This window comes from Hydrogenophaga sp. NFH-34, assembly GCF_021401345.1.
In the GTDB taxonomy this organism is placed as follows: Bacteria; Pseudomonadota; Gammaproteobacteria; order Burkholderiales; family Burkholderiaceae_C; genus Hydrogenophaga; species Hydrogenophaga electricum.
In genome coordinates, this window is the sequence record NZ_JACBGE010000018.1 from 76,344 (window position 1) to 96,309 (window position 19,966).

Sequence of the window (19,966 nt, forward strand, 5' to 3'; positions counted from 1 at the left end):
GCGCGGCTTCCCCCCGCTCTGGCGCGCCGCTGGGCGGCGCTGGGCAGGGGGACGGCACCTGTGGCCCGGCGGAGCCGGTTCCACGGTGCCCTGTAGCCTGACTTCCCCTCGTAGGCGTGAGGGTTTGGGGGCTTGTGTTCCGTGCATCCTTGCGAGTCTCTGAATCTGCCGAAATGCCTTTGTCTTCAGCCATGCCTCCTACCTTGCTGGTTTGCAGCGAAACCGATGATCTGAGCGATCTGGTGGCGCCTTTCGAGGCTGCCGCGGCAGCGTTGTGTCCGGGCTTGCGGGTGGCGCTGTGGTCGCCGCAGACGAGCGAGGCGGAGCTGGCGTCGGTGGTGGCGGTGGCGGGCTGGTTCGTGCCCGCGGGCCTGCCGGCGCGATTGCCGGCGCTGCGCCTGCTGGCCTCGATCGGGGCGGGGGTGGAGCACCTGCTGCGCGATCCCGCGCTGCCGCCGGCCGTGCCGGTGACCCGCATCGTTGACGCGGAGCAGGCGCGTGGCATGGCCGAGTTCGTGCTGTGGGCCGCGCTGTATTACCACCGCGGGCTGGACCGTGTGCAGGCACAACAGGCGCGGCGCCAGTGGCACATGCCACCGCAACGGCCCGCCCAACGCACCCATGTGGGGGTCATGGGCCTGGGGGCCATGGGCGCCGAAGTGGCCCTGGCGCTGGCCGCGCACGGTTTCCGGGTCAGTGGCTGGTCGCGCCGTCCACGCACGCTGCCGGGTGTCTGCACCTGGGCGGGCCACCGCGAACTGCCCGAATTCCTGCGGCCGCTGGACGTGGTGGTGTCGCTGCTGCCGCTCACGCCCGAGACGCGTGGCCTGTGCAATGCCCGCTGGTTCGAGCGGCTCAAACCGGGGGCGGCCTTCGTCAACTGTGGGCGGGGTGAACAGGTGGTGGTGCCCGACCTGCTCGATGCCGTGCACCGCGGGCACCTGCGTGGCGCCGTGCTGGACGTGTTCGAACACGAGCCGCTGCCACCCGAAAGCCCGCTGTGGGACGCACCGGGTGTGCTGGTCACGCCGCACATGGCTTCGTCGGCGTCACCCGAAGTGATCGCCCGGCAGATCGTGGCGGACACGGCCCGCGTGATGGCCGGGCGGGCGCCGGCAAACGCGGTGGACCGCCTCAGCGGCTACTGAGGCGCCGGCCGGTGGGGTGGCCAGCCCCGCGGGTCAGGCCTTGGGCGCGCACTTGCGCACCAAGCCGTCGATGGCGACGAGGTAGCCGTCGACGCCGAAGCCGATGACGATGCCGGCGGCGGCCGGGGAGACCCAAGAGTGGTGGCGGAAGGCCTCGCGCGCGTGCACATTGGAGATGTGGCACTCGATCACGGGCATGGGGTCGACGCCCTTGATGGCGTCGTGCAGGGCGATGGAGGTGTGGGTGAGCGCGCCGGGGTTGATCACCACGCCGAGCACCTCACCGGCCTTGAAAAGCTGGCCGTATTCGTGGATCTTGTCCAGCAGCGCGCCCTCCCAGTTGCTCTGGAAGCACTCGACGGCGTAGCCGAGCTTCTCGCCATGGGCCTTGCAGAAGGCTTCGACGTCGGCCAGCGTGGTGTGGCCGTACTGGGCGGGCTCGCGCATACCCAGCAGGTTGAGGTTGGGGCCGTTGAGGATCAGGATTTTGCGGGTCATGGCAGGGCGGGTCGGAGGCGTCGGGCGCATAGGATAAACGCTGCCACGCGGCGTGGAGGCGGCCCGTTTCAGGGCGCGGGCCCGGCCACGGGGCGCGAGCGCAGGGGGTTGAAGCCCGTCACCAGTGCGGTGGCGGCCAGCACCAGCGCACCGCCGGCAAAGATGCCTGAAGACAACGCTTCGCCCAGGAACAGGTGGCCCCAGGTGACGCCGAACACCGGAATGAGGAACACCGGGCTCATGGCCGCCACCGGCGGCACCTGCCGGATGATGCGCAGGTGCACCCAGTAGGCCAGGCCCGAGGTCAGCACGCCCAGCACCGTCACGGCAGCGAACCCGCCTGCGGTGAAGCGTGCCTGCGGCCAGCTCAGCAGGGCGCCGGGGAGGATCACCACCATCGCCATCAGGTGGATGCCGGCCGCCAGCGACAGCGGCTCCAGCCGCTGGGTCAGGCGCTTCATCAGCGGCGTGGCAAAGCCGTAGCAGGCGGCGGCGCCCACGCAGGCCAGGGCGGCGGACAGGGTGTTGGCATTGATCGGTACCGGGCCGAGTTGCACGATCAGGCCCACGCCCAGCGCTCCACACAGGCAGCCCAGCAGCTTGCGCCGGGTGAGCGTGTCTTCCTTGAACCAGGCGGCCGACAGCGTGCCGAACAACACCGCCGTGGTGTTGAGCAGGGCGCTGTAGCCGGCCGGCAGGCGCAGCGCCGCCCAGGAAAACAGCACGAACGGCAGCACCACCGTGAGCAGGCTGAGCAGACCCAGCAGGCGCCATTCCTGCCAGGGCCACTGGTGGCGCAAAACGCGCATGATGACCGCCAGGGTGAGCGTGGCCAGGGTGACCCGTGCGCCCGCCAGCATCCAGGGGCCGAGTTCGGGTGCGGCCACCCGCAGCAGCGGAAACGAGGCGCCCCACAGCGCTGAAAGGCCCACGATCTGGGCGAAATGACGGGTTTTCACGGACGGATTCTGCCGGGTCGGCGGAAGGTAGGCGATGGGGTGCCTGTCGCTTCGGTGTCGCGCAGGCGGCAGCGGGGCATCAGGTGGACCCCGGGGTGATGGTCGGTGGCTGGGGCGGCACGCGGTCCGGCGCGGGGCTGGCGGGGCGGCTGGTGAGGGAGCAGCCCACGGCCGCCGCCATGGTGCAGCCGATGGCCAGCCACTGGGTGGCGCTGAGCTGTTCGTGCAGCACCAGCAGGCCCAGCAGTGCGGCCACGGCGGGTTCCATGCTGATCATGATGCCGAAGGCGGAAGAGGGCAGGCGCTTGAGGGCCATCATCTCCAGCGAGATCGGGATGGCGCTGGAGACCGCCGCCACACCCAGCCCGAACAGCAGCACCTGCGGGTCGAGCAGGGCGGTGCCGGCGTGCCAGACCCCGATGGGCACGACCGTCAGCGCGGCGACCGACAGACCCAGCGCCACCGAATGGCCGGCATGCAGGTGATCGACCCGCTTGCCGAAGACGATGTAGGCCGCCCAGCAGACGGCGGCTGCCAGCGCGTAGCCGACACCGACCGGGTCGAGCCGCTCGCCGTGGCCCGCAAACGGGAGCAGCAGCAACAATCCGGCCACGGCCAGGGCCAACCAGAGCAGGTCGGTGCGCCGGCGCAGGCCGAACAGGGCCACGGCCAGCGGCCCCGAGAACTCGATCGCCACGGCGACGCCGAAAGGAATGGTGCGCAGCGACTGGTAGAACAACAGGTTCATGCCGCCCAGTGCGATGCCGTAACGCAGCAGCGACCAGCGGTCGGCGCGCGACAGCTTCCAGCGCCAGGGGCGCCAGATGAGCAGCATCAGCAGGGCCGAAAACCCCAGGCGCAGCGCGCTGGTGCCCAGCGAGCCGACGACCGGAAACAGCTGTTTGGCCTGCGAGGTGCCGATGCCCAGCGCCGTGACGGAGCCGAGCACGGCGAGCAGGGGCAGGGCCTGGGCCCAGCGGGTCGGTGCCGTCATCAGGTGTCCCGGTGGAGGGGATGGTGGAGAGGCCAGGACGGGATTCCCGCCTGCGCGGGAATGATGCCCACTTGACATGATCGACCCACGAAGCGGCGGAGGGTGGGGGCCTCCGACCCCGCCACCGGGCCGCCCCAAGGCGAGGTCAGCCCCCTCGGGGGGCAGCGACCCGCGCAGCGGTGGAGCGTGGGGGCCCCGTTCTTTTTCACACCAGCGGCACCGTCAGGTGCTCGATCACCGGTCGGGTGTCGGGGCGCACGCCGCGCCACCAGGCGAAGGCTTCGGCCGCCTGTTCCACCAGCATGCCCACACCGTCGACGCACTGCGCCACGCCCGCGGCGCGGGCCTGTTTCAGGAAGGGCGTGAGACCCTTGCCATAAACCAGCTCGTAGGCCAGGGCGTCGGGCGTGAACACGCTCGGGGGCAGTGGCAACTCGGCCTGCGACAGGCCGGTGGAGGTGGCGTTGAGCACGACGTCGAAGCGTTCACCGGCCAGGTCGGCATAGCCGCCGGTCTGCAGCGGGGTGTGGGCCGCGAAGTCGGTCTTGAGGGCGTGCGCCTTGTCGGCGCTGCGGTTGGCGATGGCGATGAGTGCGGGCTTCTGCTGCGCAATCGGCAGGATGGCGCCGCGCGTGGCGCCGCCGGCGCCGCAGATCAGCACCCGTTTGCCCGTCAGCGACACGCCCAGGTTGCGCTGGATGTCGTTGACCAGGCCGAGTCCGTCGAAGTTCTGCGCCCAGATGCGGTCGCCCTCGAACTTGAGCGCGTTGACCGCGCCGGCCAGCCGGGCCGACTCCATGGGGTCGGTGGCGATCTCGAACGCCTGCAGCTTGAAGGGCAGGGTGACGTTCATGCCACGGCCGCCGGCCGCGATGAAGCTGCGCACCGCCTCGGCAAAGCCATCGAGCGGGCCCTCCAGGGCGGTGTAGGTGAGGTCCTGTCCGGTGGTCTGCGCGAACAGACCATGGATCAGGGGCGACTTGCTGTGGGCGATGGGGTTGCCGATGACGGCGTAACGGTCGGTCATGGGGGAAGGCAGTGGACGGGCAGCGCAAAGCGTGTGATTGTCCTCCAACGGCGCGGCGCCAAGGCCCCGGCCCGGGTGCGGGCATGGTGGCAGGACTACCATGCCCGCATGACCACACCCCAGACCCTCAAAATCGACTTCGTGTCCGATGTCTCCTGCCCCTGGTGCGCCATTGGCCTGGCTGGCCTGGAGCGGGCGCTGGAGCAAGTGCAGCCCGACATCACGGCCGAATTGCACTTCCAGCCTTTCGAACTGAACCCGCAGATGGCGCCCGAGGGTGAGGACGTGGGCGAACACCTGACGCGCAAGTACGGCAGCACCGCCGCGCAGCAGGCACAGATCCGCGAAACCATCCGCGAACGCGGTGCGGCGGCCGGGTTTGCGTTCAACCGCGAAGGCCGTGGCCGCATCTGGAACACCTTCAATGCCCACCGACTGCTGTGCTGGGCCGAGGCCGAGGGTGAGCCCGGCCAGCAGCACGCGCTGAAGAAGGCGCTGATGGAAGCCCACCATGGCCGCGCCGAGAGCCCGGCCGATCCTGCGGTCCTGGTGGCTTGCGTGCGGCAGGCCGGGTTGGATGACGCACAGGCGCAGGCGGTGCTGGCCAGCGACGAGTTCGCCGCCGAGGTGCGCGAGCGCGAGCAGTTCTTCACCCGCGCCGGCATCACTTCCGTGCCGGCCGTCATCGTCAACGAACGCCACCTGATCGCCGGTGGCCAGCCGGCCGAGGTCTTCGAGCAGGCACTGCGCCAGATCGCCGCCCAAGGCTGATTGGCCGCAGCGCGCCGGTCCGCTGCGTGCGGTTGTTCACGCGCGCAGCGGGATTCGTTGTCTAATCGCAGCGCTATTGCTTTTGTATGCGATCTGACGACTCCCCAGCCGCTCCCAGCCATGCCTTGCCCGATCCCCGGGGGAGGCTACCTTCGTTGCCGGAAGGGCTGACCATTGTCCTGTTGGGGGCGCTGGTGTCGGTGGTGCTGGTCTTTCTGTACTTCCAGCTCTCGCGCTGGCTGGATGGCCCGGGCAGCCTCGCGCCCGTGGCGCTCTATACCGATACCAGTGCGCGCATGGGGGTGGAGGAAATCGCGGCGCTGGACCCCCAGCAGTTTGAGCCCATGCCCTCGCAGATGGCTTTGGGGTATTCGTCGTCGGCGCGCTGGTTCCGGCTGGTGGCACCGCCAGACACGCTGTTTCGTCACCTGGTGGTGTCGGTGCAGCCCAGCTACCTGGACAACGTCCGTTTCTACCTGCCCGACAGTTCCCAGCCTTCGGGGTGGCGCGTGGAGCAGCAGGGCGACCGGTTCGCTTTCGCTGACCGAAGCCGCAAGGACCTTGCGTTTGCTGCCGACGCCTGGCTGGAGGACGGTGAAGTGGTGCTGGTGCGCGTGCAGACGCGCAATGCGCACAGCCTGCGTGTGCGCATGCTCGAAGCCGACGACGCCACGCGGGAAAACGCGCTGACGCTGGCCAGTGTGGGGGTGTACTGCGGCGCCGTGCTGGTGCTGGGGCTGGCTTCGGCGCTGTCGGCGGTGGTCTACCGGGACCGCTACTGGGCCGTCAATGCGCTGTTCCAACTGGCGACGCTGGTGACCATGTTTGTCTACTTCGGCCTGGCCAGCCAGTTCTTCCTGGATCGCCAGCCGGCTGTCGCCGACATGTTGTCGCTGGTGTGCGGCTTCGTCCAGTTTTTCCTCGGCACGCTGTTCTACCGGCTGTTCTATGAACAGTACGGCATGCCCCGGTGGCTGCTGGTGCTGCAATCGGTCGCGCTCGGGGTGCTGGCCCTGCAACTGGTGATGGTGCTCTCGGGCCAGATCGAGGCGGCCCTGCGGCTGTATGCGCTGACGGTGGGTTTCGTGGTGTTCCTGGGCGTGGCGGCGCTGGCGGTGCTGCAGTGCCAGGACAGCTTCATGCGCAACCTGCTGCGTCTGAACCTGTTGAGCACCACCATGTTCTTTGTGCTGCTGGGGTTGTCGCACCTGGGCTGGCTTTCGGCGAACTTCATGCAGCTCTATCCGGGCGTGTTCATCAACCTGCTGACCGCTGTGGTGTTGCACCTGGCCCTGCTGCGGCACAACACCCTGTTGGCGCGCGAACAGGGCGAGGCCCGGCGTGCCCTGCTCGTGAGTCAGGAGCAGGTGGCGATGGAGCGACGCCAGCGGGAGGAAGAAGGGCATTTCTTCGGCATGCTCATGCACGAGATGCGCTCGCCGCTGGCGGTGATTGCGGTGGCCGTGGGCAGCCTGCAACGCAAGCTGCGTGCGCTGGTTCCCGAAGAAACCGAGCACGATGGCCTGAGCCGCAACGTGCGCCGCATCGAGGAGTCGGTGGGACAGATGCGGGGGGTTCTGCAGCAGGTGCAAGCGGTCAGCGAAATGGAACATTCCCTGCGGCATGAGCCGGCGCGATCACCGCAGGTGGCGCACGGTGTCACGCGGATGGGGACGCTGTTCGGTCTGGTGCATGCGCGTGAGGCCGAGCAGGAGCGGGTGCAACTGCGGGGGATGGTCGCCGATCCTGAAGCGTCCACCTGGGCCGAGGAGCGTGTCATCGGGGGGCGCCTGGTGCTGGAGATGATGATCTGCAACCTGGTGGACAACGCCCTGAAGTATTCGCTGGCCGACACCCCGGTGGTGCTCGATGCGCAGCTCAGGGAAACCGGCGTGACCGAGGGCGAGGGGGCAGGACGCTGTCTGGCGGTGACGGTGACCAATCGCGTGGGAGACGTGGGCATGCCCGATCCGGAGCGGCTTTTCAGCAAGTATTACCGGGCGCCGGGCGCGCACCAGTTCTCGGGGTCGGGACTGGGGCTCTACTGGGTGCGGGGTATGACCCGGATGTTGGGTGGCGATGTGCAATACGGGGTGGAAGGGGCCGACCAAGTCCGTTTCTCGCTGATACTGCCGCTGGTGGACGACAAGGTGTGAACGATGTGGGATGTGGTGGTGTGCGAGGACTTCGTCAACCTGCGCGATGCGTTGGTGGAGTACCTGGCCGAAACGGGGTACTGGCGGGTCCGCTCAGTGAGCAGCGGTCAGGCCCTGCGCCAGCAATTGGTGGAGCGGGTGCCGCACGTGCTGCTGCTCGACGTGGGCCTGCCGCATGAGTCGGGTATCGACATCGCCCGCTGGGTGAAGGCCACACACCCTGGCATCGGCATCGTCATGCTCTCGGGCCGCTTTTCGCCGTCCGACCGACTCTTGGGCTGGCGCGCCGGGGCCGACGCCTACCTGCTCAAGCCGGCCGAGATGGAAGAGGTGGAACTGGCGCTCAAATCGGTCGCCACCCGCATGGCTGCGGCCCAGCCTGCCGGGACGCAGCCGGCTCAGATCGCGCGCCTGGATGTGGCCAAAGGCCTGCTCACCGGTGCAGACGGCCACAGCAGCCGGCTGACCACGCGGGAGACCATGCTTCTGCATGTGCTGGCCATGTCCAACGGCACGGTGGTGGAAAACGACACCCTGCGGCGACTGCTCTGGGCAGATGAAGACGAGGAAGTGGATTACCACAACGCGCTGTTTTCCCTGGTGCGGCGGCTTCGGCGCAAGCTCGAAACCTGTGGTTTTCCCCAGGAAACCATCACAGGTATCCGCGGCCGGGGCTACCGGCTGAGCGCGACGCTGCAACTCGACGCCTGAGACGCCACTCAGGCCTCGGCAGATGTGGCGTAGAACATAAGGGTTAACCCTCATGTTTGTAAATGTCACTGGCCTGTGACAGGTTGTGACAGATTTGGCCTTTTTGTGGCTCCTATGCTTCTTTTCGTTACATCTTGGTAATGGAGTCGCTCATGAAGCATGCATTTCGTCGCGCCCACGTTGGTTTCGGCCGACAACGGCAATCCGGTTTCACTTTGGTGGAGTTGTCCGTGGTGCTGGCCGTTATCGGCCTGATCATCGGTGCAATGGCCATCGGCAAAGACGTTCAGCGTAATGCCGAGTACACCAAGATCAAAAACAAGTTCGTCGACCAGTGGGAACAGGCCTACAACCAGCACTACCAGCGCACCGGCGTGGTGGTGGGTGATAGCCAGATCGCTCCCCGTCTGATGGTCAATGGGTCCACCTACGGTTCCGTGCCGACGTCCACGCCGCTGTCCGGTGGTGACATGACGGGCGCCGATGCGCCTGGCCGCGTTTGCGACAAGGCCGAAGGTGCCGGCATGGCCGGTGGTCGTGATGGGGCGGCCACCACCCTGCGTGACCAGATGTCGCGCGCTGGCGTGCGTATGCCGCCTGGCCGTGCCGAAGGTTACGAAGACCGTTATGTCTATCTGGACACCAACGGCAACCCGCAAGAAGTGCAGGTGTGCTTCCAGTGGAATGCGCCCTCTGCATCGGATGGCTCCGGCAACGTGATGATCATTTCCGGTCTGACGCCCGACCTGGCCCGCATGCTGGACCAGATGATCGACGGCAAGCCTGATGCCCGCGAAGGCCGCTTCCGCCAGCAGGCTGTGGATGGCACGGTCGCCAATGCGCCGGGTCTGGAATGGATCCAGAACAACAAGCTGGGTATCCAGGAAGGTGCGACCGATGCGGGCCGCAACTTCGACGAAGACCAGGTCTATACCGTGGTGGCCATCTACAAGATGACGCAGTAACTCTCGGCGCACACAACGGAACCCATACCCATGAATACCATCAAGCGTTATCGCAGCGCAGCACCCCAGTCGGGTTTCATGCTCATCGAGCTGGCCCTGGTCCTGGCGGTGGTGGGGCTGATCATCGGCGCCGTGGCCATCGGCAAGGATGTGCAGCGCAATGCCGAATACAACAAGGTCTCGAACAAGTTTCTGGACCAGTGGAAGATGGCCTACGACCAGTACTACCAGCGCACGGGCACGGTGGTGGGTGACTGCCAGCAGGCACCGACCTACATGGTCAACGGCGCAGAAACCCGCATCGGTGGCGTCGATTCGTGCCAGCGCGGCGGTGCCCAGGATGTGGCCGGTATTCCCGAGAACTTCGAGAACAAAGGCCTGAAGATCTGCGAAGGTCAGGGTTACCGCGAAGGCCAGACCGGCCAGGGCGACACCCTGCTGGCCACCCAGTCGCTGCGCGACCTGATGTCCCGTCATGGTGTGCGTCTGCCCCCGGGGCGTGGCGAAGGCCACGAAGACCGTTATGTCTACCAGGACACCAATGGCAACCCGACCGAGGTGCAGGTTTGCTTCCAGTTCAACCTGGCAGGTTCGACCAGCGGTGCCGGCAACGTGATGGTGGTGCGTGGCCTGACGCCCGACCTCGCCCGTTACCTGGACCAGCTGATCGATGGCAAGCCCGATTCGCGTGAGGGCCGCTTCCGCATCCAGGGGCGTGCTGCGCACACCAATGCCGATCAGGCCAACGCACCGGGTACCGCCTGGGAAGCCAACAACACCGTGGCCAGCAACATCGGTGGCACCTGGCACAGCAGCAACGACACCACGGCCATCGGCGCCGACAACCCGAGCGGTGCTACCGCCAGCGGTCGTCAGTTCGACGAAGACCGTGTGACGCTGCTGACCGCTCACTGGTCCATGGATCAGTAATCCATGAGCGCATCCCGCCGTGGGCGTCTGACCCTTCTCGGCCTGTCCACCGCCGCTCTGGCGGTGGCCTGTTGGGTGGCCATGCAGGCCATTGCCGAGTTGGGTCGTGCCCGGGCGCAAACCGCCTCGGTCCGCACGGAGCTGTCACAGCTCCGTAACCTTTTGCCGATGGTGGAACAGCGCGAACGCTACGTGCGTGAATCCGATGACGTGAAGACCATGATCGAGCGGATTGGCGTCGATCCCGCTCAGTGGGCCAATCGCCGGATCCAGCGCTCGGCCTCGGTGCTGAGCCGCCAGGACGCCGAGCAACTGCTGGTGCAGCAACTGGGTGGTGGTGGCCGCCAATGGTTTGCTGCCGATCTTTTTGACGTGTCGGTGACAGCACCCTCGGCCGGCCTGTTTACGGCGCCGGCGCCCAACGAAAAGGGCTTCAACGTGGAGTTGTCGGGCGTGGTCTATTTCCCTCTGAGTGCCCGATGAAGCCCGATCAGTTTCTCCTCGTGACAGCGCAAGGCTGGTGGCAGTTTGCCAATGGCCGCGTCACCGAGCTGCAGTCTTGGCCGCAACTGCAGGGCACAGCCCTGGTGGTGGTGGATTTCGCCGATTCGGCGATCGGCGTCCAGTACTGCAAGGGCAAGGCCGCCTACGCGGCGGCCCAGATTGAAAAAACCGTGCGTTCCGAAGGCGTGATCGACGGACCGGTGCATGTCTTCGTGCACCGGCAGATCGGCCATGCGGACAGCAGCCAGACGCTCTACACGGCCGTGCCGTTGATGCTCTGGCAGGAATTCCAAGCTTGGGCCGCACGGCAGCCCGATCACTGCCTGGTCGTGCCCTTGGCCAGCATGCTCGCCGAGCGTGGCGCCGGCGACCGCCCCCTCATCCTCCGTGCGGGACAGCAACTGCATGCCTATGGGGAGCACGAAGGCAAGATGTATTACGCCTCGGCCGCCGCCATGGGCAGCGAGGCTTCCGATTTTGTCGTGCCCGTGCGCACACTGGCTACGCAGTTGCGCCTGGCCGGCGGGCGTGGTGCGCAGGGCGCGTGCGACTGGGCTTCGGTGCGCAGCGATGCGCTGGCCGACGAGCAGGAACTGGTGCAGCAGCTCGGCGAAGCCGGGGTGATGCAGGCCCAGTTGTTGCCGCACGAAGCTTTCCGCCTGGACACCGACCGCAAGCCGGTCACGGTGTTGCCCGAATGGCTGGGCAAGGTGTCGGTCCAGTCGCTGGCCGCGCCGCCGCTGCTGCGGGCGGCCTGGTTGAGCGAGCGTTACGTCATGCCGCTGGCGGCCATGGTGGCGGTCGTGGCCGTCGGGCTCGGCATCTTTGCCTGGGTGGCTTTCGGCATGGTGCGGGATGAGCAGCAGTCCATGCAGGGTCTGCAATCCGAACTGGAGACGCTGCGCGCGCGCGTGGCCAAGGTATCGGGGACGGGTGTGGCCGGCATGGAGGCGCCCGAGGTGGTGTTTGCCCGCCAGATGGGCTTTGCCGTCATCCACGACCCCCTCCGCATGTTGGGCACCGTGCGCCGTGCCGCAGGTGAGACGGTCCGGATACAGCGCCTCCAACTGACCAAGGCGAATGCGTCGAACCCGGCGCGTTTCCGGGTCGACGGGGTGGTGGCCGATGGCTCGCCCGAAGAATTGAGCCGCTTTCTGGCTGCGCTGCGTGCCGAAGGCTGGCAAGCGGAATCCACGGCGCCGTTCGACAGCTCTGTCGGGGCCTTTGCCTACTACCTCAGGGCCGTCGTGCCAGGAAGAAACAGTTGACTGTCTGGTGCGTGCTTCCCGAAGTGCCCGATGACCGACAACCGCTTACCGAAACAGACCGTCGATGAAATACGTTGCCCTGATCCTCAGCTCTATTGCCACGGCCTTGCTGGTCCTGGCTGTGGCGGGCATGGCCGGTCGCCTGGGCGAGCAGCGGCGAGGCCTGCCGCCGCCGCAGGTTTCGGTGAGTGCGCCGACGGCGCAGCAGTTCAATGACCAGGCCGATCTGAAGAATGCCTTGCAGGCGCTGGTGGAGGCCTCGTCTTCGGGTTCGTCCTTCCTCATGCGTCAGGATGGCGGGTCCGCCGCGTCGCTGTTTGCGCTGGCGCCTGCGCAGCCGGACATGCCGCGTGAGCGGGTGCGGGCCCTGCCGCCGGCGCCGCCCGAGCCGCCTGTGGTCAGTGTGATTTTGGATGCCGGTTCCGAAGGCAAGGCGGTGGTCAACGGCCATCTGGTGCGGGTGGGCGATCCGGTGGGCGATGGCCTGACGGTGCGCTCCATCCAGGTCGACTCGGTGACGTTTGCCAACGGCAAGGACCGCAGTTTGCAGGTCACCGTGCCGCTGGATCGCCTGCGCGTGCTGGGGGCTTATCCCTCGGGAGGCCGGCCATGAAGAAGGCGCTCTGGCTCGGTGTGGGTTCGGGAGTGCTGGTGCTTGCGGCACTCGGTGCGTACTGGTTGAAAGCATCGACGCCGGCCACGGATCTTGCTGCTACGCCCCTGGCCGCGGGTTCGGACACGGCCGTATCGCCCCTGGCCCGTGATGGCAACGGCGCTGGCACGGGAGGGTTGGGGCCATCCGATCCGGCCGCGAGTTTGCCGCCGGGCTGGGGTACTGCCCAAAATGCCGATGCGGGCAAGGCCCCGTGGTCCTCATCCGCCGGGGCCGCCCCGGCCACCGCGGCATCGACGCTGACGCGCGAGGAGCGCCGCCAGGTGCGGGCCCAGATCCGCGCCAAGCTGGCCGAGTTGCAGGCCAAGGGCCAGAACGTGACCCTGGCGGAAACCCAGGTGGCGGTGGCCGACATCGAACGTCTGGCTCGCGGCACGCTGGATCCTCGCTACTTTGGTTTGCTGCGCGACACGCTGACGCAGGCGGCCCGTGTCCAGGATCTGAGCCGGGAGCTGACCCAGGTGGCGCAGAGCACCAAGCCCAACGATGTCGTGCGCAAGCAGGCCATCCTGGCCGAGATGCGCGAGCTGAGCTTTCGCCTGACCAGCTCTTCCAAGGCCCTTCAGGCCTATGCCCGTGAAGGGCAGGGGAGCAAGGGATGAAGCCGCTCATGCGCGCCGCCGCCCCGTGCGGGCCTTCCCTGCAGCAGCGAGGTTTCTCCCTGTTGGAGGTGGCGGTCGTGCTCGTGGTGGTCAGCCTGCTGTCCTGGGCAACTTTCGGCGCGTACGAAACCGTCAACAACCAGCGCGCTCGCGAGCTGGCCCAGGGAACGGCGCTGCAGATGCAGTCGACGTTGCGCGCCTTTGCCATGCGCCATGGGCGTCTGCCTTGCCCGGACACGACCGGTCAGGGTTACGAAACCGTGTCCGCCGGTGCCTGTACCGGCAACGGCCAGATCGGCTGGTTTCCGTACGTGAGCGTGGGCACTTCGATTCCTGAAGACGGCATGAAGGCGCGCTATGCGGTCTTTCGCAACGCCAACGGCGCGCTCGCGGCCGATGCCGATCTGGCGGTGACCAAGGAACGGACCGGCGACACTCCCGGCACCGCGACCTACCAGGACGTGACGGACCTGATCGTCGCGCTCAACAACACGGCCGGAGCGACGGTGTCGGCCCATCCCTACCTGACCGGTGACAGTGGCGCCGCCGGCGCTGTCGACTGTGCCGGCAACCAGGTGCAGTCGGTGGCCTACTGGATCGTGCTGCCCCTGAAAGACCGCAGCGGCGACGGCGAGCGCCTGGACGCCCCGCACACGACCGGCAGCCTCTGCGCTGCGAGCCCTTCGGCGCCCATGCGTCACGACTTCGACGACGTCGTGCTCGCGGAGTCACCCTCCCAACTGGCCGGCTGGCTTCGCAAGAGCCTGCCCTGAACCGGACCATCCTTTTCGACCACTCTGCTTCATCCACTGCCATGCAACACTCTCTCATGAAAACTCGCAAGACCGTACTGGCAACGACCGCTGCAGTCCTCTCCGCCACTTTGCTGTCGGCCTGCGTGACGCCTCCGCCCCAGAGTGCCAAGAACCTGAGCAATCCGGATGTCGAATCGATGAAGCGGATGCAGGAGGTCGCGACGGCGGAGTCGCAGAAGCTGCTGGCCCAGCAGGAAGCGCTGCTCAAGGAAATGCGCCGCACCGCAGCCGCCAAGGCCATCGAGCCCACCCCTCCGCGTTACGACCCGCTGGAAGGCCGGACGATCAGCGTGGCGATTTCCAAGGGCAACATCAGCCAGATCCTGACGGCCTTCGCCGATGCCGCCAAGGTCAACCTGATCGTCGAGCCGGCCGTGGTGCAGCAAGGTGCGCTGACCGACATGTTCCTCAAGGACGTGTCGCTGCGCGAAGCCTTCAACGAAGTGCTGCGCAGCTACGACGTGGCTGGCGAGATCAACAACCAGACCATGCGCATCCGCCTGCATGAAGAGCGCTTCTTCTCGCTGGGCTTCCTGAACGTCAACTCCCAGCTCAACCTGAGCTCGGGCGGCAACGTGTTCGGCTCCAACATCAACAGCGGCAACACGGCCATCGCCGGCAGCCTGTCGATGAACGCCTCGGCGACCTCGCGCGCCGATCCCTACACCGAAATCGAAAGCAACCTGCGCGCCCTGCTGGGTGAGAGCCGGCTGATGGCCGACGCCGGCCCCGTGTCGCGCACGCAGCAGGACCCGTCGCAGGCCGTGCAACCGGCCCAGCAGTACGGTTTCACGCTCAACCGCACTTCCGGTACGCTGTTCGTGAAGGCCCGTCCGTCGCAGATGCGCGCCGTGGAACGCCTGATCAAGCAGACCCAGGACATGCTCACGCGGCAGGTCTACATCGAGGCACAACTGGTCGACGTCCAGCTCAACGACGGTTACCAGTGGGGCGTCGACTTCACCGCGCTGCGCAGTCGTCTGGCGCTGAACTTCGGTATCGATCCGCTGACGCTGCAGGGCAATACCAACGCTCTGCAAGGCTCGAACGGTAACTACCTGTCGAGCGCGCTGACCATCCCGTCGCGGATCATTGGTTCCTCCACCGGCTCGGCCGGCGGTGGCCTGGCCTACCAGGACAAGAACGGCTCGACCGTGATCAACGCCCTGCGTTCCTTCGGCAACCTGCGCATCCTGTCGAACCCGAACATCCAGGTTCGCAACGGCACGCCTGCGATGCTGTCGGTCGGTACCAGCCAGCGCTACGTGTCGCGTTCGAGCTCGGCCCAGAACAACATCGGCGGTGGCGCCACCACCACGTCGTCCGAAGTGCAGACCGATGCCGTGTTCTCCGGCGTCATGGTGGGTGTGATGCCCATGCTGCGTGAAGACGGCCGCATCGAGTTGCTCATCAACCCGGTGCAGAGCGAAGTCGATCCCAAGAGCCTGGATCTGGTCAACGTCAACGAATACAACCGCGTCAGCCTGCCGCAGGTCGCCTACAAGGGTCTGACCACCACGCTGAACGTCAACGATGGTGACGTGGTGGTTGTCGGGGGCCTGATCGACCAGAAGAGTTCCGGCTCGAACAGCGGCGTGCCCTACTTGGCCGACGTGCCGTTCTTCGGCAAACTGCTGACGCACGAAGGCGACAGCAAGTCGGCCCGCGAGCTGATCGTCGTGCTGCGTGTCCGCATTCTATGAGTCTGATCTATCAGGCGCTCAAGCAAACTGAACGGCAGGCATCAGCTCCCATCGTGGCAGGCGTGAAGCCTGCGGTGACCCCTGTGGTCGCCTCTGCGAAGCCTGCGCCGTGGTTTCAAAAGCCCTTGTGGCTGGGTGGCCTGGTAGCCGCCGCCGGTGTGGCGGCAGGAACATTCTTGGCGCTGGGTGGCCGCATGGCCACGCCACCGTCCGCGCCTGCGTCTGCAGTGGCCGTGCCCAAGGTGTCGGCCGCCATGCCGGCCGCTGCGCGCGTGGACGCCGAAGCGCCGCTGGCGACGGCGGCGCCGATACCGGCGCTGCCTCGGGCCGAGCCAAGGCCTTTGCCGGCGACCGAGCCGCCTTTGCCCACCGCCGGGCCCAAGCTGGTCATGGCCTATGGCATGTCCAGCGCGCCAGCGCCGAAACCGGTTGCCCAGTCTCCCGCCGCTGCGGCTGCCGTGGCTGCGGCAGCGGTCCCGGCGGCGCCCGCAACGCCGGCTCCCGCGCCGGCGCCGGCGCCGGCTGAGGCTTCTTCCCCGGCGCCCGCTGCGGCCGCCGTGGTGGCGCCTGCGCCAGCCCGGGCAGAACCGGTGGTGTCGGTGGCGTCGCCGCGGGCGGCCGCCTCCGGCGCAGCAGGTCCCGAAGACCTGGGCGAGCTGTTCGATGCGCTCAACCGCGCACTGGCTGCCAAGGACGAGCCTCAGGCCCAACGGCTGCTGGCGGCGGTCCAGGCGCGACTGCCCGAAAGCTCGACGGCGCGCTGGCGGGCCGAGGCCTGGTTCGCCTACCAGACGGCCGACATGGATCGGGCGCGCCGTGCCTATCGCCGGCTTCTGGAGAAGGTGCCGGGCGACGAAAACGCCACGCTCACCCTGGTCGCGATCGAGCGCCAGCAGCAACGGCCCGAGCAGGCTCGCGAAGTGCTGTCGCGCTCGCTGCGGCAGAACCCCAACTCGTCGGCACTGCGCTCGGCGCTGGACCAGCTCAACCAGAGCGAGGGGGCCCGATGAACGCGCGCAACGGCCATCTTGCGGCGCTCGGACTGGTGCGCAACCCGTTTCCCTACACCCCCGACGCCGGGTGCTATTTCTCCACGCCCCACCTGGAAGAGCAGGTGGTGGAGCTGGCGCACTGCATCCTGGCGCGCAAGGGCATTTCGCTGCTGACGGCGGAAGTCGGCATGGGCAAGAGCACCCTGGTGCGCCGCCTGATGGCCGACCTGGGCACCAAGAACGTGGTGTCGGCCCTGGTTTTCAACACCTTTCTGCAGGGGCCCGAATTGCTGGCGGCGGTGCTGCAGGATTTTGGCCTGCAGAGCACGGGCTCCATGTCCTCGGACATTGGCGTGCTCAACAGCTTCCTGCTGGACAACCACCGCGAAGGCAAGACCTGCCTGCTGATCATCGACGACGCGCAGAACCTGGCGGCGAGCTCTCTGGAGCTGGTCCGCCTGCTGTGCAATCTCGAAACCGACCAGGAGAAGCTGCTGCAGATCCTGCTGGCCGGTCAGCCCGAACTGGAAGATACCCTGGCCCAGCACAGTCTGCGCCAGTTGCGCAGCCGGCTGGTCAAACACGCGCGCCTGTACGGACTCAACAGCACGGAAATCGCCGACTACGTGCGCTTCCGCTTTGAGTCGGCCGGCAGCGATGGCAGCTACCTGCTGCAGGCCGATGCCTGCCAGTTGCTGTGGCAGGAAACACAGGGTGTGCCGCGCCAGATCCACCTGATCATGGACCGTTGCCTGTACGGGCTCGCGGCCCACAACGCCAAGGTGATCGACGCCGCCCTGATGCGGCAGGCCATTGCCGACAGCCGCGTCGAGCTGACCGGAGTCGCCGGCGTGGCCGGCGGTCAGGTCCCTGTGCCCGCTGCGGCCTCGGACGCGACAACAGTTGCCAGCACCGGGGGCATTCCGGGCTGGACCTATGCGGTGGTCATTGTCGGCCTGCTGGGCATCGGCATCGTGCTCTGGCAGCAACCGCCGCGCCAGGCGCAGGCGGCCCTGACAGCGCCGATCGCACCGACACCCGCCACCGAAGACACACCGGCCGCAACGCCCGGCACCGCCGTCAGCGCGGAGCCGACCACCGCCGAAACCACCGCACCGGCCCCGGCCGACACGGTTGCGTTGGCTCCGGCGACGGGCGATGCCTTGCCCGTGGCGGCCCCGCTGCCGGCGCCCGCGCCGGTGATCGAGTCGGCGGTCTGCCAGCCGGCGCGGCCCTGGTCGGCCGAGCGCAAGATCGTCAGCCAGCCGCTGAGCGAAACGACGGTGCGCCTGCTCGGCTCGCGCCTGGCCCGTCTGGACGACCTGTGCCTGGAAACCCGCGAAGGCCAGACTTGGCTGAGCTGGAGCGCGCCGCCCGCCGGGTACGTGTCCACCGACCGGATCACAGCCGCGCGCCTGCAGATCGCGCTGACCCGTTTTGGCAGCCTGACACCGCAAGAGGTCGACGGTATCTGGGGGGAACGCAGCCGGCGCGCGCTGCAGCGCTTCCAGGAAGGTGTCGGCCTGCCGCCGACCGGCGAAATCGACGCCCTGAGCGGCTTGCTGCTGGAGAGGTTTTATGCGCAGGAGTCCTGACGCCATGGAAAGCGTGCCGGCTTCCGATCGCCGCAGCCTGAGCCGCATGCTGGTCAGCAGCGGGCTGGTCACGCAGGTCGTGATCGATTACGCGCGCCAGAAGCAGGCCGTCGAAGGCCAGCGCCTGGGCCGCATGCTGGTGGAGCTGGGCTTCATCAGTGCGAAGGATCTGGCCCGGCAACTGGCGCTGCAGCGGGGCATCGAGTTCCACGACCTGCCGGCCATCGATCCCGAGGTGGCCGCTGCGTTCAACCGCAGCCTGTGCCTGACGCACAACTTCCTGCCGATCCGCCGCGAGGGCGACAAGCTGCGCGTGTGGCTGGGTGATGCGTCGCCCGAGACCGTGGCGGCCATCGTGCAGCGCCGCGTCGGCCAGGACGTGCTGTTCTGGCAGGGCGACTTCTTCGCCGTGGTGGATGCCATCCACCAGCACTATTACTTCCAGGAAAACCCGGTCGAAAAGCTGATCGACACGGAAATCCGGCGCCTGTCCGACGACAACGACCATGCCTACAGCCCGACCCGCCTGCTGGAGCTGGTGCTGCATTCGGCGGTGCGCGAGCGCGCGACCGACGTGCACATCGCCCCCACGGCCCAGAGCCGCACGGTGCTGATGCGGGTCGACGGCGTGCTGCGGCCGATGTTCGCCATGCCGCCCTCGCTGGACCGGCTGACGGCTTTCATCAAGATCAAGGCCGAGATGGACGCCAGCGAGCAGCGGCTGCCGCAGGACGGCAGCTTTTCCATCCATCTGATGGAAGCGGCCTACACGATCCGGGTGTCGACCATGATCTCGGAGTTCGGCGAGCGCATCGCGCTGCGCCTGCTGCCCGAGCGCAGCGACCTCGATCGCCTGCAGGATCTGGGTTTCCTCGATGAGGACGTGGCCGAGATGGAGCGCGCCTTCGCGCGCCCGCACGGCCTGGTGCTCATCACCGGGCCCACCGGTTCGGGCAAGAGCACCACGCTGCATGCCGCGCTGCGCGTGCAGCCGCTGGTGGAGCGCAACGTGCTGACGGTGGAAGACCCGGTCGAATACCGGGTGCCGGTGGCCTGCCAGACGGAAGTCAACCGCCGTGCCGGCTACGACTTTGCCAGTGCCATGCGGCACTTCCTGCGCCACGACCCGGACATCATCCTGGTGGGCGAAATCCGCGACCCTGAAACCGCGCGCGCGGCGCTGGACGCCTCGTCCACCGGGCACCTGGTGCTGTCCACGCTGCACGTGGGCAGCATCTTCGGGGTGGTGCCCCGCCTGCGCCTGCTGGGGGTTGACGCCGACTCGGTGGCCGAAAACCTGGTGGCCGTGATCAACCAGCGCCTGGTGCGCAGCATCTGTCCTCACTGCAAGACCGAACGCCCCGCCACCAGCGCTGAACAGGCTTGGCTGGGCCGGCCGGTGGCCAGCCTGTTCCACGGGGTGGGCTGCGAACACTGCCGCGGCACCGGCTACCGGGGGCGCGTGCCGGTGTACGAAGTGCTGACCGTGCGCCGCGAACTGGCCGACGCCATCGTGGCCGATGCGCCGCGGGCGCGCCTGCGCGAACTGGCCGAAGCCGGGGGCCTCAAGCCCATGGCCCAGCTCGCACGGCACCGCGTGCTGGCCGGTGAGACGACCCTGGACGAAGTGCAGCGATCGGTGGGGCTGGACTGAC

Annotated in this window: 19 protein-coding genes; 15 read left to right on the plus strand and 4 right to left on the minus strand. The window is 67.5% G+C overall.

From position 1 onward, the window contains the following. The first annotated feature begins 191 nt into the window (after positions 1-191). Positions 192-1,148 (plus strand): 2-hydroxyacid dehydrogenase, encoded by a 957-nt coding sequence (locus L0977_RS17265; protein WP_234266100.1) that lies wholly within the window; start codon positions 192-194, stop codon positions 1,146-1,148. A gap of 33 nt (positions 1,149-1,181) precedes the next feature. Here L0977_RS17265 and aroQ read toward each other — a convergent pair whose 3' ends face one another. The 4 genes from aroQ to aroE form a co-directional block, all read right to left on the minus strand. Continuing rightward, entirely contained in the window at positions 1,182-1,646 is a 465-nt protein-coding gene (gene aroQ, locus L0977_RS17270; protein WP_234266101.1) for a type II 3-dehydroquinate dehydratase, read from the minus strand. 68 nt (positions 1,647-1,714) lie between these two features. Beyond that, complete coding sequence (locus L0977_RS17275; protein WP_234266102.1) at positions 1,715-2,605, minus strand: DMT family transporter; 891 nt, start codon at positions 2,603-2,605, stop codon at positions 1,715-1,717. A gap of 79 nt (positions 2,606-2,684) precedes the next feature. After that, a complete protein-coding gene (locus L0977_RS17280; RefSeq protein WP_234266103.1) occupies positions 2,685-3,599 on the minus strand; it encodes an EamA family transporter in 915 nt (304 codons plus the stop codon). Between the two features lie 205 nt (positions 3,600-3,804). Continuing rightward, positions 3,805-4,626 carry a shikimate dehydrogenase gene (gene aroE / locus L0977_RS17285; protein WP_234266104.1) on the minus strand — a complete coding sequence of 274 codons (822 nt, stop codon included), beginning with the start codon at positions 4,624-4,626 and terminating at the stop codon, positions 3,805-3,807. Between the two features lie 108 nt (positions 4,627-4,734). On the opposite strand from aroE, the gene L0977_RS17290 reads away from it, so the two are divergent. From L0977_RS17290 to L0977_RS17355, 14 genes are all read left to right on the plus strand, one after another. Then, positions 4,735-5,397, plus strand: a complete 663-nt coding sequence (locus tag L0977_RS17290; protein ID WP_234266140.1) for a DsbA family oxidoreductase — start codon at positions 4,735-4,737, stop codon at positions 5,395-5,397. Between the two features lie 155 nt (positions 5,398-5,552). Then, a complete protein-coding gene (locus tag L0977_RS17295) occupies positions 5,553-7,553 on the plus strand; it encodes a sensor histidine kinase (protein ID WP_234266105.1) in 2,001 nt (666 codons plus the stop codon). Between the two features lie 3 nt (positions 7,554-7,556). Beyond that, entirely contained in the window at positions 7,557-8,264 is a 708-nt protein-coding gene (locus tag L0977_RS17300) for a response regulator transcription factor (RefSeq protein ID WP_234266106.1), read from the plus strand. 152 nt (positions 8,265-8,416) lie between these two features. Beyond that, entirely contained in the window at positions 8,417-9,229 is an 813-nt protein-coding gene (locus L0977_RS17305; RefSeq protein ID WP_234266107.1) for a type II secretion system protein, read from the plus strand. Positions 9,230-9,259: 30 nt separating this feature from the next. Beyond that, positions 9,260-10,159, plus strand: a complete 900-nt coding sequence (locus tag L0977_RS17310; RefSeq protein ID WP_234266108.1) for a type II secretion system protein — start codon at positions 9,260-9,262, stop codon at positions 10,157-10,159. Between the two features lie 3 nt (positions 10,160-10,162). Then, positions 10,163-10,642: a hypothetical protein gene (locus tag L0977_RS17315; protein WP_234266109.1), complete on the plus strand. Its 480-nt coding sequence runs from the start codon at positions 10,163-10,165 to the stop codon at positions 10,640-10,642. Beyond that, positions 10,639-11,931 (plus strand): hypothetical protein, encoded by a 1,293-nt coding sequence (locus tag L0977_RS17320; protein ID WP_234266110.1) that lies wholly within the window; start codon positions 10,639-10,641, stop codon positions 11,929-11,931. The genes L0977_RS17315 and L0977_RS17320 overlap by 4 nt, the downstream gene beginning before the upstream one ends. A gap of 64 nt (positions 11,932-11,995) precedes the next feature. Further along, a complete protein-coding gene (locus L0977_RS17325) occupies positions 11,996-12,544 on the plus strand; it encodes a hypothetical protein (protein ID WP_234266111.1) in 549 nt (182 codons plus the stop codon). Next, positions 12,541-13,206, plus strand: a complete 666-nt coding sequence (locus tag L0977_RS17330; RefSeq protein ID WP_234266112.1) for a hypothetical protein — start codon at positions 12,541-12,543, stop codon at positions 13,204-13,206. The genes L0977_RS17325 and L0977_RS17330 overlap by 4 nt, the downstream gene beginning before the upstream one ends. Positions 13,207-13,214: 8 nt before the next feature. After that, positions 13,215-13,979, plus strand: coding sequence for a prepilin-type N-terminal cleavage/methylation domain-containing protein (locus tag L0977_RS17335; protein WP_234266113.1), 765 nt, complete (start codon positions 13,215-13,217; stop codon positions 13,977-13,979). Between the two features lie 56 nt (positions 13,980-14,035). After that, positions 14,036-15,724 carry a pilus (MSHA type) biogenesis protein MshL gene (gene mshL / locus L0977_RS17340; protein WP_234266114.1) on the plus strand — a complete coding sequence of 563 codons (1,689 nt, stop codon included), beginning with the start codon at positions 14,036-14,038 and terminating at the stop codon, positions 15,722-15,724. A 176-nt stretch (positions 15,725-15,900) separates the two neighbouring features. After that, positions 15,901-16,734: a tetratricopeptide repeat protein gene (locus tag L0977_RS17345; RefSeq protein WP_234266115.1), complete on the plus strand. Its 834-nt coding sequence runs from the start codon at positions 15,901-15,903 to the stop codon at positions 16,732-16,734. Beyond that, positions 16,731-18,311 (plus strand): ExeA family protein, encoded by a 1,581-nt coding sequence (locus L0977_RS17350; RefSeq protein WP_234266116.1) that lies wholly within the window; start codon positions 16,731-16,733, stop codon positions 18,309-18,311. The genes L0977_RS17345 and L0977_RS17350 overlap by 4 nt, the downstream gene beginning before the upstream one ends. Beyond that, complete coding sequence (locus tag L0977_RS17355; RefSeq protein WP_234266117.1) at positions 18,295-19,965, plus strand: GspE/PulE family protein; 1,671 nt, start codon at positions 18,295-18,297, stop codon at positions 19,963-19,965. Before L0977_RS17350 ends, L0977_RS17355 begins: the two co-directional genes overlap by 17 nt. Position 19,966 lies beyond the last annotated feature (1 nt).

Bases quoted from the DNA above. Each gene is read 5' to 3' on its own strand.
- aroE (WP_234266104.1), bottom strand. From the start codon at position 4,626: ATGACCGACCGTTACGCCGTCATCGGCAACCCCATCGCCCACAGCAAG.
- L0977_RS17305 (WP_234266107.1), top strand. From the start codon at position 8,417: ATGAAGCATGCATTTCGTCGCGCCCACGTTGGTTTCGGCCGACAACGG.
- L0977_RS17280 (WP_234266103.1), bottom strand. From the start codon at position 3,599: ATGACGGCACCGACCCGCTGGGCCCAGGCCCTGCCCCTGCTCGCCGTG.
- L0977_RS17265 (WP_234266100.1), top strand. From the start codon at position 192: ATGCCTCCTACCTTGCTGGTTTGCAGCGAAACCGATGATCTGAGCGAT.
- L0977_RS17355 (WP_234266117.1), top strand. From the start codon at position 18,295: ATGCGCAGGAGTCCTGACGCCATGGAAAGCGTGCCGGCTTCCGATCGC.
- L0977_RS17320 (WP_234266110.1), top strand. From the start codon at position 10,639: ATGAAGCCCGATCAGTTTCTCCTCGTGACAGCGCAAGGCTGGTGGCAG.
- L0977_RS17335 (WP_234266113.1), top strand. From the start codon at position 13,215: ATGCGCGCCGCCGCCCCGTGCGGGCCTTCCCTGCAGCAGCGAGGTTTC.
- L0977_RS17315 (WP_234266109.1), top strand. From the start codon at position 10,163: ATGAGCGCATCCCGCCGTGGGCGTCTGACCCTTCTCGGCCTGTCCACC.
- L0977_RS17300 (WP_234266106.1), top strand. From the start codon at position 7,557: ATGTGGGATGTGGTGGTGTGCGAGGACTTCGTCAACCTGCGCGATGCG.
- L0977_RS17325 (WP_234266111.1), top strand. From the start codon at position 11,996: ATGAAATACGTTGCCCTGATCCTCAGCTCTATTGCCACGGCCTTGCTG.
- L0977_RS17330 (WP_234266112.1), top strand. From the start codon at position 12,541: ATGAAGAAGGCGCTCTGGCTCGGTGTGGGTTCGGGAGTGCTGGTGCTT.
- L0977_RS17290 (WP_234266140.1), top strand. From the start codon at position 4,735: ATGACCACACCCCAGACCCTCAAAATCGACTTCGTGTCCGATGTCTCC.
- L0977_RS17350 (WP_234266116.1), top strand. From the start codon at position 16,731: ATGAACGCGCGCAACGGCCATCTTGCGGCGCTCGGACTGGTGCGCAAC.
- mshL (WP_234266114.1), top strand. From the start codon at position 14,036: ATGAAAACTCGCAAGACCGTACTGGCAACGACCGCTGCAGTCCTCTCC.
- L0977_RS17310 (WP_234266108.1), top strand. From the start codon at position 9,260: ATGAATACCATCAAGCGTTATCGCAGCGCAGCACCCCAGTCGGGTTTC.
- aroQ (WP_234266101.1), bottom strand. From the start codon at position 1,646: ATGACCCGCAAAATCCTGATCCTCAACGGCCCCAACCTCAACCTGCTG.